Source organism: Massilia sp. DJPM01 (assembly GCF_030348125.1).
GTDB lineage: Bacteria > Pseudomonadota > Gammaproteobacteria > Burkholderiales > Burkholderiaceae_D > Telluria_A > Telluria_A frigida.
Window position 1 is genome coordinate 14089 of record NZ_JAQOZV010000024.1, and the last position, 14085, is coordinate 28173.

General features: G+C 63.5%; 10 protein-coding genes. 6 read left to right on the forward strand and 4 right to left on the reverse strand.

The window, feature by feature from the left end; genetic code table 11:
* The first annotated feature begins 55 nt into the window (after nt 1-55).
* A complete protein-coding gene (locus tag PO883_RS16655) occupies nt 56-2248 on the forward strand; it encodes a TonB-dependent siderophore receptor (RefSeq protein WP_289310763.1) in 2193 nt (730 codons plus the stop codon).
* Between the two features lie 107 nt (nt 2249-2355).
* Nucleotides 2356-2811: a tellurite resistance TerB family protein gene (locus PO883_RS16660; RefSeq protein WP_289310764.1), complete on the forward strand. Its 456-nt coding sequence runs from the start codon at nt 2356-2358 to the stop codon at nt 2809-2811.
* 37 nt (nt 2812-2848) lie between these two features.
* Here PO883_RS16660 and PO883_RS16665 read toward each other — a convergent pair whose 3' ends face one another.
* The 3 genes from PO883_RS16665 to PO883_RS16675 all read right to left on the reverse strand — a co-directional run bounded on the left by PO883_RS16665 (nt 2849) and on the right by PO883_RS16675 (nt 7048).
* The gene (locus PO883_RS16665; RefSeq protein ID WP_289310765.1) at nt 2849-4480 is read right to left on the reverse strand and encodes a M28 family peptidase; all 1632 of its coding nucleotides are present in this window, start codon (nt 4478-4480) and stop codon (nt 2849-2851) included.
* Nucleotides 4481-4584: 104 nt separating this feature from the next.
* Entirely contained in the window at nt 4585-6357 is a 1773-nt protein-coding gene (locus PO883_RS16670; RefSeq protein WP_289310766.1) for a M28 family peptidase, read from the reverse strand.
* Nucleotides 6358-6382: 25 nt separating this feature from the next.
* Nucleotides 6383-7048: an energy transducer TonB gene (locus PO883_RS16675; protein WP_289310767.1), complete on the reverse strand. Its 666-nt coding sequence runs from the start codon at nt 7046-7048 to the stop codon at nt 6383-6385.
* Between the two features lie 311 nt (nt 7049-7359).
* Here PO883_RS16675 and PO883_RS16680 point away from each other — a divergent pair, with 311 nt between their 5' ends.
* The 4 genes from PO883_RS16680 to PO883_RS16695 are packed head-to-tail and all read left to right on the forward strand — an operon-like array spanning nt 7360 to nt 12196.
* On the forward strand, nt 7360-8016 hold the full coding sequence (locus PO883_RS16680; protein WP_167084034.1) for a response regulator transcription factor: 657 nt from the start codon (nt 7360-7362) through the stop codon (nt 8014-8016).
* An 11-nt stretch (nt 8017-8027) separates the two neighbouring features.
* A complete protein-coding gene (locus PO883_RS16685; protein ID WP_289310768.1) occupies nt 8028-8969 on the forward strand; it encodes a hypothetical protein in 942 nt (313 codons plus the stop codon).
* Nucleotides 8966-10459, forward strand: coding sequence for an ATP-binding protein (locus PO883_RS16690; RefSeq protein WP_289310769.1), 1494 nt, complete (start codon nt 8966-8968; stop codon nt 10457-10459). The genes PO883_RS16685 and PO883_RS16690 overlap by 4 nt, the downstream gene beginning before the upstream one ends.
* 48 nt (nt 10460-10507) lie before the next feature.
* Nucleotides 10508-12196 (forward strand): M14 family zinc carboxypeptidase, encoded by a 1689-nt coding sequence (locus tag PO883_RS16695; protein ID WP_289310770.1) that lies wholly within the window; start codon nt 10508-10510, stop codon nt 12194-12196.
* A gap of 343 nt (nt 12197-12539) precedes the next feature.
* Here the strand turns inward: PO883_RS16695 and PO883_RS16700 are convergent, their stop codons facing one another.
* The gene (locus tag PO883_RS16700; RefSeq protein ID WP_289310771.1) at nt 12540-13901 is read right to left on the reverse strand and encodes a hypothetical protein; all 1362 of its coding nucleotides are present in this window, start codon (nt 13899-13901) and stop codon (nt 12540-12542) included.
* Nucleotides 13902-14085 lie beyond the last annotated feature (184 nt).

A 14085-nucleotide genomic window follows, 5' to 3' on the forward strand; every position in this document is an offset into this window, starting at 1 on the left:
GAAAGTGTCGAGGACTATACGATAATGAGAACTTATTATCAATAGAAGTCTTGCCGTGAAATTGAGAAAGCTGCCTTGCGCACTGCTTTGCCTGTACAGCCCTTTGGCCGCTTACGCCGACGATGCGCCGCCACCGATGCAGGTGGTCGTCATCGACAGTGCCCGCGCGCCGGCCGGCAGCGACAGCACGGGTGTCGGCAGCCGCCTGGACCTGACCCTGCGCGAAACCCCGGCCTCGGTCGATGTGATCGACCGCGACCTGATCGACGTGCGCGGCGCGCGCAGCCTCGACGAAGCGGTGCGCGGCGCGGTCGGCATTACCCAGGGCGGCAATGCCAGCGCGCCGTCGCAAAGCTCGTCGCGCGGTTTCAGTTCGGGCTTTGTCAGCTATCTGTATGACGGCAGCCGCATCGCTGTGCCGACCATGAGCGCGCGCACCCAGGACACCTGGAACTTCGAGCGTATCGAAGTGCTCAAGGGGCCGGCCTCGCTGATGTCGGGCGACGGCGCGATCGGCGGCGCGATCAATTTCGTCACCAAGCGGCCGGACCGCGCGCTGCCGGCCAGCGAAGCGATGCTGTCGTACGGGAGCTTCAATACCTGGCGCTTCGGCGCGGGCATCAACCGTCCACTGGGCGAGGCCAGTGCGGTGCGCATCGATTACAGCCACCAGCAGTCGGACGGCTACATCGACCGCAACAAGCAGCGCTACGACAGCCTGACCCTGGCCGCCACCAGTGCACTGACGCGCGCAATCACGCTCGACCTGAGCCTGGACCTGCTGTCCGATAACGTGAACGCGTATCAGGGTTCGCCGCTGGTGCCGCGCGCTGTTGCGACTGATCCGATGGGCGCGGTCAGCGATGCCGGCGGGCGCGTGATCGATCGCCGCCTCGCATTCAAGAACTACAACGTCGACGACGCCGTGATGAAGTCCGGCAGCGCCTGGGCGCGCGCCAAACTGACCTGGAAGCTCGCCCCCGGCTGGACCTTGCGCAACGAACTGTCGTACTACACGGCCGACCGCAGCTGGCGCAACGCCGAGAGCTACACTTTCAGCGCGCCGCGCCAGATCGTGCGCGACCTGGTTGGCGTGACCCACGACCATCACGTGTTCGGCAACCGGCTCGACCTGGCCTACAGCGGCGATCTTGCGGGCATGAAGCACCGCTTCGCCGCCGGTGCGGAATACAGCAAGACGCGCTTTGCCAGCGGCCGCCGTTTTTCCAACGGGGGCAATGCCGCCAACGCCGCGTTGACGGTCGACCTGTTCGATCCTGCCTACGGCAGCTACGACGCGCTGGGCGCCAACGCCGCGCTGTACACGGGCGCCGGCAACCGCACCAATTTTTCCACCAGTATTCCGACCGCGTCGCTGTACCTTGAAGACGCGCTATGGGTGACCGACAAGTGGACCATCGTGGCGGGCCTGCGCCAGGACCGGGTCAGGCTCGGTCGCCGCACGGCGGACCTGGACACGGGCGTGGCAAGCGCGTACGCGCAGACCTACGATCCGCGCTCGCTGCGCATCGGCACCGTGTACGCGTTCGACAAGGATATCTCGGTGTACGCACAGCACACCAGCGCCTCGGCGCCGGTCGGCTCGGGCAACCTGCTGCTGCTCAGCGCCGCGAATGCCGCCTTCGACCTGTCGAAAGGCACGCAGAGCGAAATCGGCATCAAGCAGTCGCTGTTCGGCGGCACGCTCGACACTACGCTGGCGCTGTACCGGATCGCACTCGATAACATCCTCTCGCGCGATGCCACGGTGCCGGCCCTGACCGTCAACAGCGGCAAGCAATCCTCGCGCGGGGTGGAGCTGGCGGCCGCGTGGCGGCCAACGCGCCAGTTGAGCATCAATGGCAACGTGGCGGTGCTGGACGCCCAATTCGACCAGATGCTCGAAGCGGGCAAGGTGTCGCGCGCGGGGAACCTGCCACCCAATGTGGCAAAAAAGACCGGCAACCTGTGGGTTGATTACAGGGTGGACCAGATGCCGCTCAAGCTGGGCGCCGCGCTCAATTACACGGGCGAGCGCTTCACCAACAACGCCAACACGATCCGCATGAACGCCTTCACCACGGCAGACGTGTACGCGCGCTGGCGCCTCGGCGCGGGCGACCTGACGCTGCGCGTGCGCAATCTGGGCGACAAGCTGTATGCCAGCTGGAGCGGGGCGAATGCGAACAGCCAGGTGATTCTCGGCGCACCGCGCAGCGCCGACCTGACTTACCACGCACGGTTTTGAGAGCTGCCTTTGTTACGGGCGGCTTAAAGGAACGCCCGTTTGCTGTGGCCAAGCCAAAAATCAGAGTAAGATTGCTGTTCTTATCAACTTGCAAACCGGAGTACACCATGAGTTTCGACAATTTTCTGACTCGCCTGAAAACCAAAGCCGGTGAAATGAAGACGGACGTCCTGAAATTCAAGAACAAGAATTTCATGGATGCGGCGATGGCCGGTTCCGCGCTGATCGCCATGGCGGACGGTAGTATCACATCGGATGAGAAGCAAAAAATGGTCAAGTTCATCGAGACCCACGATGCGTTGTCGGTGTTCACCACCAGCGACGTGATCAAGGCTTTCCAGGATCACGTGGGCCAGCTCGAATTCGACAAGGATATCGGCGAATCGAAAGCCTACCAGGCACTGGGCAAGATGAAATCGAACGGTGAAGCGGCGCGCCTGCTGGTGCGCATGGTGATCGCCATCGCTTCGGCCGACGGCAATTTCGATGCCAGCGAAAAGGTCGTGGCGGTCAAGATTTGCAAGGAACTCGGTCTGAGCCCGGCCGAATTCGAACTGCAATAAGAAGATGGGGTGGGCCGCAAGCCCACCCCGTGCTGTTTTATTTGCCCGAGGCGCGTACCTTGCCGAAGGCGTCGCCGGCTTTCCAGGCTGGCATCTTCGGTGCGTTCGCCACGCGCAAGCCCAGGTTCAGCGTGAACTGCGCCTGCTGCACCATGCCCGACAAATCCCAGGTCGGATCGTATTCGTCGCCCACCTGGTGATAGCGCGCCTGGTACGCGTCTTCCTTGGCCTTGCCCGCGACGCTATCCTTCACATAATCCTTGCCGCCTTCGATCGAAAAGGCCGGAATGCCGGCTTTCGCGAAGCTGAAATGGTCGCTGCGGAAGTAGCCGCCCGCCAGGTCCGGCTCCGGCTTGCGCACCACCAGGCGCATGGCCTTCGCGGTCGCTTCCGCCATCGCGCCCAGTTCCGTGCGTTCGCTGCCCTGGGTGCTGATATCCTTGGCCGCGCCGACGAAATTGAGGCTGTCCAGGTTCAGGTTGGCCGCGGTTTTGTTCGCGGGCCACAGCGGGCTGCTGGCGTACGCCGCGCTGCCCAGCAGGCCTTGTTCTTCGGCCGCCACCCACAGGAACATCTGGCTGCGTTTGGCCGGCGCGCGCACCGCTTCCTGCGCCATCGCCAGCAGGCCGGCGCTGCCGGAGGCATTGTCGACCGCGCCGTTGTAGATGGTGTCGGCGCCTTCGCCTTGCTTGCCCAGGTGATCCCAGTGGGCGCTGTAGATCACCACTTCGTCCTTGAGCGTCGGATCGGTGCCCGGTACCACGCCGGCCACGTTGAACTGTTCGACCATGCGGATGGCCGACTTCATCTCGCCTTTGACTTTGGCTTTCAGGGCCACCGGCTTGAAGTCCTTGTTCTCGGCGGCGCTGCGCAGCGCGTCCAGGTCTGCGCCGGCGGCGGAAAACAGGGTGCGCGCGGCGGCTTCCGTCATCCAGCCCTGCATATTGGCGCCCAGTTTGCCCTGCGCCAGCTGGAAGCGTTCGCTCAGCCAGCTGTTTTGCACCACGCTCCAGCCATACGAGGCCGAGGCGTCGGTGTGAATCAGCAGCACGCCGGCGGCGCCGTGGCGCGCGGCTTCTTCGAATTTGTAGGTCCAGCGGCCGTAGTAGGTCAGGCCCTTGCCGTTGAAGCGATTCGGCTCAGCCGCCGTCGGCGCCGGGTCGTTGACCATCATGACCAGTATTTTGCCCTTGACGTCGATGCCCTTGTAGTCGTCCCAGCCTGCTTCCGGCGCGCTGATGCCGTAGCCGACGAAGACCAGTTCCGCATCCATCGCGTGCACCGCCTTGGCGTCGCCCGGCGCCCAGACCCAGTCCTTGCCGAAAGCGAGCGATTGCGCCTTGCCGCCCGCTTCCAGCGCCACGCTGCTGCTCTCCGGCGTGGCTTTCACGCCCGCGATCTTGACCGACTGGCGGAAGCTGTCGCCGTTGCCCGGCTTGAGGCCGGCGGCCAGCGCCTGTGATTCAAGGTAGGCCACGGTCAGGTCGCCGCCGCGCTGGCCGGTACCGCGTCCTTCGAGTACATCGCTCGACAGGAACGACAGGTGGGCGCGCAGCGGCGCTTCCTTGACGGTGGGGACGGACGCGGCGCCGGCGGCGTACGCGGGGAAAGCTGCGGCCAGGCTGATAGCCAGGGCCGTGCTCACGAGGGAGGAAAGCATCTTTTGCATGGGTTCCTAGTGCGGTGGAGGGTGGTAAATACGGCGCCCACGGGGGCGGAGCGAAACATTGTATGCCATTCCGCCACGCCGTTTGCAAACGAAATCGCGCGGCCTTAGCGCAGCACCAGCATGTCCGTGGAGAGTGTGCGGCCGCCGCGCGGCGCATGCGTGCGCTTGCCCGGGATGGCGTCCGCAGGCAAGCCGGGGATCGACTCCTGGATATGGACGCGCGCGCTGGCGCCGCCTTCCAGCTCCAGCTTGACGTGCAGGCGCCGCTCGCCCATGCCGTGCAGGGTCAGCGTCCAGTCGCCGCCACGTTGTGTCGCCAGTGCGCGGCCGTCGAGATGCGCGGCCAGCACGCGTGCGCCGTCGACCCGCAGTTCGATGGTCGGCGCGGCGTTTTTCGAGGTGAGCGCAAACGCCACCTGGCGCCTGGCCGGCGTGCTGTCGTCTTCGAGCATGGCGATGTGCGGAAAGGCGATGCCGGTGCGCGGCGCCGCCGTGGATGCGCGCGCGCCGGCGCCATCGAGCCAGTACGATTTCCAGGTGCTGGCGTCGGCCAGGTAGGTGATGCTGTCCGCTGGCGCCGCCGGTGCTGCTGGCCGCGTCCACGCGGCCGCCGCCAGCGGGAGCAGGAGCGCGATCGCCGGCATCGTGCCGGTGGCCAGGATGGCGGCGCGCGCATGGCGCGACAGCGCCGCCGTCTGCGGCAGGTGCAGCGCACCCGTGGCCATCAGTACGCCGATCAGCGGCCACGCCAGCAGGTAGGTGGCGCCCGGCCTGGCCGCGCTCAGGACGATCAGCGCCACCAGCGCGCCCGCCATGGCGCCGCTCAGCGCCAGTGGGCCGATGCGCGTCGCGCCATGCCGCAGCGTGGCCCAGCACACCAGCAGGCACAGGGCGCCGGCGACGCGCGTGATGTGCCAGACGATGCGCTGCGGGTAATGCAGCGCGCCGGCCAGCGGCACGCTGAAGAACACGCGGTCCGCTGCGGCGATGGTATCGAGCGGCCGGGCGCCGAACGCGCGCGCCAGCGCTAGCATCGCCTCGCCGCCGTGCTGCATGGCGGCGCTGCCGTTCACGCTGTGCGCCGGGCTGGCGAAACGCATGCTGGCCAGGCCGATGGTGCGTAGTGGTGACGGATCGGCCGCCCCGCCTGGCCCGCGCGACGAGCCGGCCGGCACCGCATCCAGGCGCGCCCATACCGCCACGGTGCTGCCATTACCGCCGTGGGTATCGAGCAGCGCCAGTGGCGCGGGCCCTGGCGCGCCGTCGAAACGCAGTACCAGCCCGACCTTGCGGGTCCACGGGTGCTGCTCCACGAATGCGCGCGCGCCCAGCGAGCCGGCGTGCTCGCCATCGGCAATAAGCACGATCAGGTCGTTGGCCAGGGGCGCACCCTGGCCCAGGGCGCGCAGCGATTCGAGCAGGGCGGCCACCGCGCCGCCGGCGTCGGGAGCATCGGGCAGGCTGTCGTAGTGCGAGGCCAGTATCAGCGGAAGGTGGCGCGGCGGCGCGCTGCCACGGATGCGCAGCACGATGTTGTGCACTACCGCGACCGTGAGACGGGCATTGCCGGCGCCATCGCGCCCGCCGCTGCTGACGGTTGCCGTCTGTACCTGCGGGTCGAGGCCGAGCGCGCGCAGTTTTTCCAGCAGGTAGTCGCGTGCGCGCGCATTGGCGTCGCTGGCGATGGGGCGCGGCGCCTGAGCCAAGAAGGCGGCATGCGCCAGCGCGCGGGTGGCCGAAAACGCCGCCGGAGCGGCAGCGGGCGGCGCCGCCGGCAGCGCGGCGGGGCACAGCGCGCGCCAGGCCAGCGCCGCCACCATCAGCAGCGCGGCGGCCAGTCCCGCGACGCCGGCTGGCATGGCGGCGCGTCTGTTCATGCGCATGGCGGGCCGGGCGCTTCGCTCAGTCGAGCGTCCAGACGTAGGCGATCTGCGCCCATGCCGGTTCGGCGACGCCGTTGGTCGTGGCCGGCTTGAACTTGCACATGCTCAGGGCGGCGACGGCGGCCTTGTCGAGTTCACGCGAGCCGCTCGACTTGTCGACGCGGGCGTCGCTCACCTTGCCATCCACGCCGACCAGCAGCGCGAGGCTGACGGTGCCGGTGTCGCCATTGCGGGCGGCGCGCGCCGGGTAGTCGGGTTTGACGCAGGCGGAAGCGTCGGCCAGCACGGCGGTCCGGGCCTGTTTGGCCGCCGGCACCACGGACGGCGGGATGACCTGCTCGACCTTGCGCCCCGGTTCGATCGCCGGCGGCGGCGGCACCTTGTCGATGACGGTGCCGGTGATGGCCACGTCCGGTGGCGGCGGCACGATATCGATCACCGGCCGGGGGATCAGGAGCGGCGGCACCACCGGATCGGTCTTGAACTGCTCCGGTTCCGGCGGCGGCTCAAGCGGCTTTTCGAGCACGGGTGTCACTTCGATCGGCCCCGCTTCGGTGACGGTGACTGGCGCAACCCGGTTCATATTGTGGATGAGCGCCACGCCAACGGCGATGTGCAGTGCGGTGACGATGGCCATTTTGGTGAATTTGTTGCCGCTGCCAATGTGCTGTTGAGAGAAATGCATGATGTGCTCCGTATTGTTGTGTTCACGAAATGGCTCGCATGGTGGAAGTTCGCACCGCTTTTTCCAGTCCACGGATCGAATATATGCTATGTCCTAGCAATTGAAAAGGGTTTTCGTAGTAATCTTATTGCTGTGCTTGCTTCCATGCGGGTGATTCTTCTGGCAAATCCTGCCGGGTGGGCGATGGCTCGCGTCAGGGGCGGATGTGTGAAATAATCTGGTAGGCGCGGCGTGCCTGCGGTCGGGTCGCACATATTGGTGCGATTCAATGGCAAGGCGGGGTAAGTCAACGCAGCCTTTACCCGTGGAGAATGAAAGTGCAGACTGAGCAAAAATCGATTCGGGTCTTGCTGGCGGACGACCATCCCATTGTGATGACCGGTTTCGCCATGTCGCTGGCCGGTGTCGGCATGGATGTGGTGGGACAGGCCAAGACGCCCGATGAAGCCGAAGAGATGTATGCCGCCCTCGATCCGGACGTGCTGGTGCTCGATATCCGCTTCGGCACCGAGCTGACCGGGCTGGATGCGGCCAAGAGCATCCTGCAAAAGTTTCCGGCGGCGCGCATCGTGTTCCTGAGCCAGTTCGACCAGGATAGCCTGATCAAGGAAACCTACCGCCTGGGCGCGCGCGCCTTCGTCACCAAGGATTGCGACCCGGCCGACCTGGCCACGGCGGTGCGCCACGCGCATGAAGGCAAGCTGTATTTCCTGCCGCAGATCGCCGAGCGCCTGGCCAACCTGTCGGTGCGCGGCGACGCTTCGCCGCAGTCGCAGCTCGACCAGCGCGGCCTGGAGATCTTCAAGCTGATGGCCGAAGGATTGACCAATGCCGAAATCGCCGAGAAGCTCAATCTGTCGACCAAGACGATCAGCAATATCAGCCAGTCGGTCAAGGAAAAGCTGGGCGTGCACCGGCAGGCGTATATCACCAAGCTGGCCGTCAAGTACGGCTTGATCGAGCCGTAGTGGGAGGTCGCGTGTTCGCAGGCTTGAGCGGATGGGTCGCGAATGCGCGCTGTCGCCTGGCTGTCATTCCTCTGGCCTTGGGCTTCACGCTCGCCAGCGCCGCCGCCGCCGGTGTCGCCAGCCCGGCCAACGCTGCCGACCCCACCGGCTTTCGCTTCCAGATCGTCACCGCCGACGATTCCGGCGTCACGCGCCGCATCGCCGACGACTTGTACAAGCAACTGGTCCCCATCTTCGGCGGCTTTCGCACCGAACTGGCCCAGCACCGGCGCATGGTGTACGTCGCCATCGGCCCGGTCGCATTGCGCAACGTGGCCGCGCGCAAGTGCGACTGCGTCGTTATCGCCGCCTTTACCTCCAGCCAGGTCTGGCGCTCCGTCACCGAAGGCCTGCTGCCCGCGCGCGCGCTGTCCATGACCGCCATCTACGCCGAGCCGGCCCCGGTCGACCAGCTGCGCCTGATCGAGCTGCTCTACAAGCGCCCCGTGCGCGTGGCCGCCATCGTCAGCAGTAATACCGGCTTTCTGAAACCGACGCTGCAAGGCATCGCCGAAATCGAACATTACGACCCCAGTGAGGATATCAACGTGGTCCTGAACCGCATCGGCAAAACCGAGGTCCTGCTGGCCATGCCCGACCGCAGCGTCTACAACACCGAAAACGTGCGCAACATCCTGCTCTCGACCTACCGCCACAACCAGGCGGTGATCGGTTTTTCGGCCGACATGGTCATGGCCGGCGCACTGGCCACCACCTATTCCACCATCGAGCAGATCAACGCCCAGGTGGCCGACGTGGCCAACGAATTCGTGGCCACGGGCGAACTGGCGCCGCCCCAGTTTCCGCGCTACTTCAGCACCGTCATCAACGAAGGCGTGGCGCGCTCGCTCGATGTGGCGGTCGACGACGCCGCCCGCCATTTCACGCGCCGTCCACCGGTGAGGCGCCGATGAAGCTGCGATTCTGGCAAAGCTGGAGCATCGGCACGCGCATGGCCTTCATCACCATGCTGCCGGTGGTGTTCCTGTTCTCGTCCTTCGTCGGCTACTCCTGGTACTCGCACCGCGCCCAGGTGGCGCTGGAGCTGGAAGAGCGCGGCCGCATCCTGGCCAAGGCCCTGGCCGAAACCAGCGAATACAACGTCATCTCGGGCAACCTGTCCGACCTGCGCCTGACCATCAATGGCCTGGTCCAGTCGGACAAGAGCATCCATCGCATCGAAGTGGTGGACGCCAACCAGAAGGGGGCCATCAGCGTCGTCTCGCAGAACTCCGCCGTCGGCGAAGACCGTTTTTACGAAGCGCCGATCAAGAAGCAGATGATCTGGATTAACCTGTTCTCGGACAACGGCGTGCCGCACGTGTCGGGGTCGAGCGACACCAAGCCGACCACCGTGCCGACCGAGGTGGTGGGCTACGTGCGGGTGACGATGTCGCCCACGAACATGCTGCACAAGCAGGCGCGCCGCTTCCAGGTCGAGCTGGTGATGGCCGCACTGGCGCTGGTGGTCAGCGGCGCGCTGGCCTACGTGCTGGCGCGCAGCCTGACCATTCCGCTCAAGTCCTCGATCGGCGCGCTGCGCGAAATCCGTGGCGGGAACTACCAGGTGGCGCTGCCCGTCACCACCGGCGGCGAGGTGGGGGAACTGCAGGAATCGATCACCGAAATGTCGGTGGCACTGGGCCGCTCGCGCCAGGACCTGGAAAACAAGGTCGCCGAACGCACCAAGGACCTGGTCGAATCGCGCAACGAAGCGCTCAAGGCCGATGCCGAAAAGCGCAAGCTGATCCAGAAAGTGAACTCGATCGTCGAAGATGAGCGCAAGAGCATCGCCATCGAGATCCACGACGAACTCAATGCCTCGCTGATCGCCGCGCGCCTGGAATCGCAAAGTATTCTGCACCTGGCCGGCAAGGTGGAGCAGGGCCCGATGATCGACGAGATCAAGCAGAAGTCGCAAGCGATCACCAAGCTCACGCTCGACCTGTACGCCAGCGGACGGCGTCTGGTGCGGCGCCTGCGCCCAGAGGTGCTCGACATGCTCGGCCTGCACGGCGCGGTGGAAGAAATGATCCGCCACTACGACGCCAGCCATCCGGAATGCCATTTCCAGTTCCACTCCGACGGCGATTTTTCGGGCCTGGAGAGCGAACTGGCCATTTCCGCTTACCGCATCGTGCAGGAAGCGCTGTCGAATGTGCTCAAGCACGCGGGCGCCACGCATGCGCAGGTGGCGATGACCTTGTCCGAGCAGGACGACACGCTGCATATCGAAATCGCCGACGATGGCGCCGGCTTCAGCACCGCCAGCGCCTCGTCCGGCATCGGCATTATCGGCATGCGCGAACGCGTGTACGCGCTGGGCGGCACCATCGACTTCAGCTCCGAGCCTGACAAAGGCACCGTGATCGGCATCGCCCTGCCGATCGCACAAGCGGCCTGACTGCTGTATCGTATTCCCACTGTATTAACCTTCATCGCACAACACATCATGTCGAACGAATTGAAAACGCCCTACGAACAGGGCAACCGGAATCAGACCACGACCTGGGCTGACTGCATCGCATGGTACGAACAGCTGGCGCGCCGCTTTCCCCGCGTGCTGCACTTTGGCGTCGTCGGCACCTCGGACGCCGGCCTGCCGATCCACGCTGGCGTCATCACCGCCGACGGCGTGTTCGACCGCCAGCGCCTGAGAGACGAAGCGCGTCCGGTCTTCTTCAACAATAACGGCATCCATCCGGGCGAGCCGGAAGGCGTGGACGCCTGCATGGCGCTGGTGCGCGACTTCTGCACCGAGCCCGCGCGCCTGGCCGCGCTGGGTAGAACCGTATTCCTGTTCGTCCCGCTGTACAACGTCGACGGCAGCATCAACCGCGCCAACACCTCGCGCGTGAACCAGGATGGCCCCGAGCAGTTCGGCTTTCGCGGTAACAGCCGCCACCTCGACCTGAACCGCGATTTCGTCAAGTGCGACAGCCTCACCGCGCAGGTGTTCAACAAGCTGTTCAGCGCCTGGGACCCGGACGTGATGGTCGACACCCACACCTCCAACGGCGCCGATTATCCGTACACGATGACCCTGATTCACACCCAGGCCGACAAGCTTGGCGGCGCGCTCGGCGAATTTTTGCGCGGCACCATGCTGCCGCATATGTTCGCCGAAATGGCGCGGCGCGGCTGGCCGACCTGCCCGTATGTCAATCCAGTCAAGGACAGCCCGGACCACGGCATTGCCGAATTCCTGGAAACGCCGCGCTTTTCGACCGGCTTCGCGGCGCTGCACCACACCATCGGCTTCATGCCCGAAACGCACATGCTCAAGCCCTTCGCCGACCGCTACGATTCGATGCGCGCGCTGGTCGAAACGGCGCTCGATTTCACGGTCGCGCAGGCGGCCACCATCCAGGCACTGCGCCGCGCCGCGCGCGACGAGGGCAAGGCGCGGCGCGAGTGGCCGGTGCACTGGTCCATGGATGCGGACAATCCTTCCACCTTCCCGTTCCGCGGCTATGCGGCCAGGTACACGCCTAGCGTGATCGGCGATTACACGCGCCTGTCGTACGACCGCAACGAGCCGTGGGAGCGCGACATCGCCTACTTCAACAGCTTCCCGGCTGATATCGTGGTGGCGACGCCGCGCGCGTATGTGGTGCCGCAAGCCTGGCGCGAAGTGGTCGAGCGCTTGCAGTGGAACGGCGTGGCGATGCAGCGCATCGAGGCCGACCGCATGCAAGAGGTGCGCTGCTACCGCATCGTGTCGGTCGACTCGCGCGCGAATGCGTACGAAGGCCATATGTTCCATGACGACATGCGGCTGGAGACGGTCACCCAGGCCGTGACCCTGCGCGCGGGCGACTGGTGGATTGCGCTGGACCAGGACATGGCGCGCTACGTGGTCGAAACGCTGGAGCCGCAGGGCCACGACAGCTTCTTCCGCTGGGGATTTTTCAACAGTGTGCTGGAGAAGAAGGAAGCGTTTTCGGATTACGTGTTCGAGGACCACGCGCTCGAACTGCTGCGCGACGAGCCGGCCTTGCAGGCGAAGTTCGAGACCTGGAAGGCGGCCCATCCGGATCTGCTGTCGGACCAGTGCGCGGTGCTCGACTTCATCTTCGCCAATTGCGCGCGCTATGTGGAGCCGGAGTGGCGGCGTTATCCGGTGCTGTCGGTGATGTAATGCCGTGCGGCGATGTCGCATTCCCTGGTTTGAGGGAATCAGCCTACCGTAAGCAGGCTGTTTGATACAGTCACATGAGCTGGTGTTGGTTTTTCCATGCAAGAGGGAGGCGCGGACTGCCTCCCTCGCGTCAAGCAATAAATATTTCCCTGAATGCCAAGGCCCGGGTAATCACGACGCAGGGCGTGCCGGGTTTCATAGGCGATTATTAGTAAGATACTTGTCCCAAGCATGATGGAAGTCCGACCGGCCCCCAAATTCCTTTGTGTAAAGCGCGTTGAGGTCCATGGCAAATTGTCCGGCAGGGGCGTCGGGATGGATAAATATTTTTCCGTTATTCTCATCAATGCGTTATGCGGCAGGCTGAGCCGCCCGATTGCCTGCTCCCGCTTGCGCGCAATAGATAAGATCCATACGGGTAAAAAATCATATCCGGACGCATGTATCTTACTGTTGCCCCGAATGGCGGCATGACATTGGTCGATATGCCAGTCGCATAATCCATCAAGCGCTTGTGTGAAAAAAACATCATCAGCCCACGTTCCGAAAATAATCCGAATGGTTCTGTTTTGGAGAGTTCATTCAAATCCTCATTCTTCGGACTATCTTTGGCGAGAAAACGTATCAACGCGAATTGCATGCGTTCAAAATCTTCATCGAAGGATGTTGTCATTGCATTGCGACGTTCAAACATGGTGTAGTAGGCAATACAGGTGAGCCATTCCTCCTGGTAACCAAAATAGAAAAATCCGGTAGCTGCTATCGTTAATTTCCAATACTCGCATGCCTCATAAAAGCTGGCGTTTTGCCTCAGCTCTTCAATGCGTGGATAGTCGGTCAGCGCTTGCAAATAACTCTGCTCCAGAAAATCCCGAGATGAAAGGCTAAGCCGCCAACCGTCCACGATGACCGGCAGGCAGCCTGTTTCTCCATCGATGATTCGCTGGGAAGCACGGCGTGCCGTCCAGGTCGCGTGTAAAGCGATGTCGGTACTCATTCTCCACGGGTTATCGTCTTCGCTCAGTCTGTCTGGAATGGCAAAACGGGCATAAGGAGGGGCAAGTGAATTATTTTCCTCGCCCGGCTCCAATTCCGCTTCATCGCTGAGCATTTTCCGAAGCGATTTGATCTTTCGTTCTTTTTGCTTATCCTCCAGAACGCTGGAGTCGGTGCTCTTTCCAGGCTGCGCAAAACCCGTTTTCTTCAGATGGAATTTCCCCAGCGAGTAGTAGGCATCAGGTTTGAAATCATTGCTGGCATAAATATGATTTTTTTTGAACATTCCTTCGATTTTCAGGTAATTTTCATCGTTCAAAATCGAAAATCTATATGCGTCGTCAAAACGATTGAAATAGACCAGATTCAAGCCTATCGATTTGAGCTGATCCCGAACATGGCAAAGGAAATTGTGGTTTCTTAGAGCCTCCCCTTGATCCATTTCTGCAAGAAGATCGATAAAGGTCCAATCGAAGTTCAGTATGCCGAGATCGCTCAGCATCTGGTCTATCGCAGTTGTGGTGTCAGCTGGCTCGGCTCTCCAGTCTATGGCCCCGATAGTCCCGTTGTCTTCAGCGGCTTCAAGTAGAAGAAATAATTGCTCATCTTTGTTCCCGGCACTGTCGGGCGACCCGTTTATGTCCTCGTCCGGCCCGGAAAAGAGAGCGGATCGAAGAATCTCCAGATCTAATTTTTTGGTTTTTCCCAATGGATCTCCACATTGCTTGCAATTAATTTCAGTAACGGCACCGTGGGTCGAGGCGGCGCAGCTCCGTGATCTTGAGCGCGCCGGCCTTGCAGCCGGGCGCCGGTCCCGGCCCACTATGTAGCGCCCCGTTTCGCTGTGGGCCGCCGCTTGCGGGTTGCCCACGATATCGCGCAGGTACTGGATC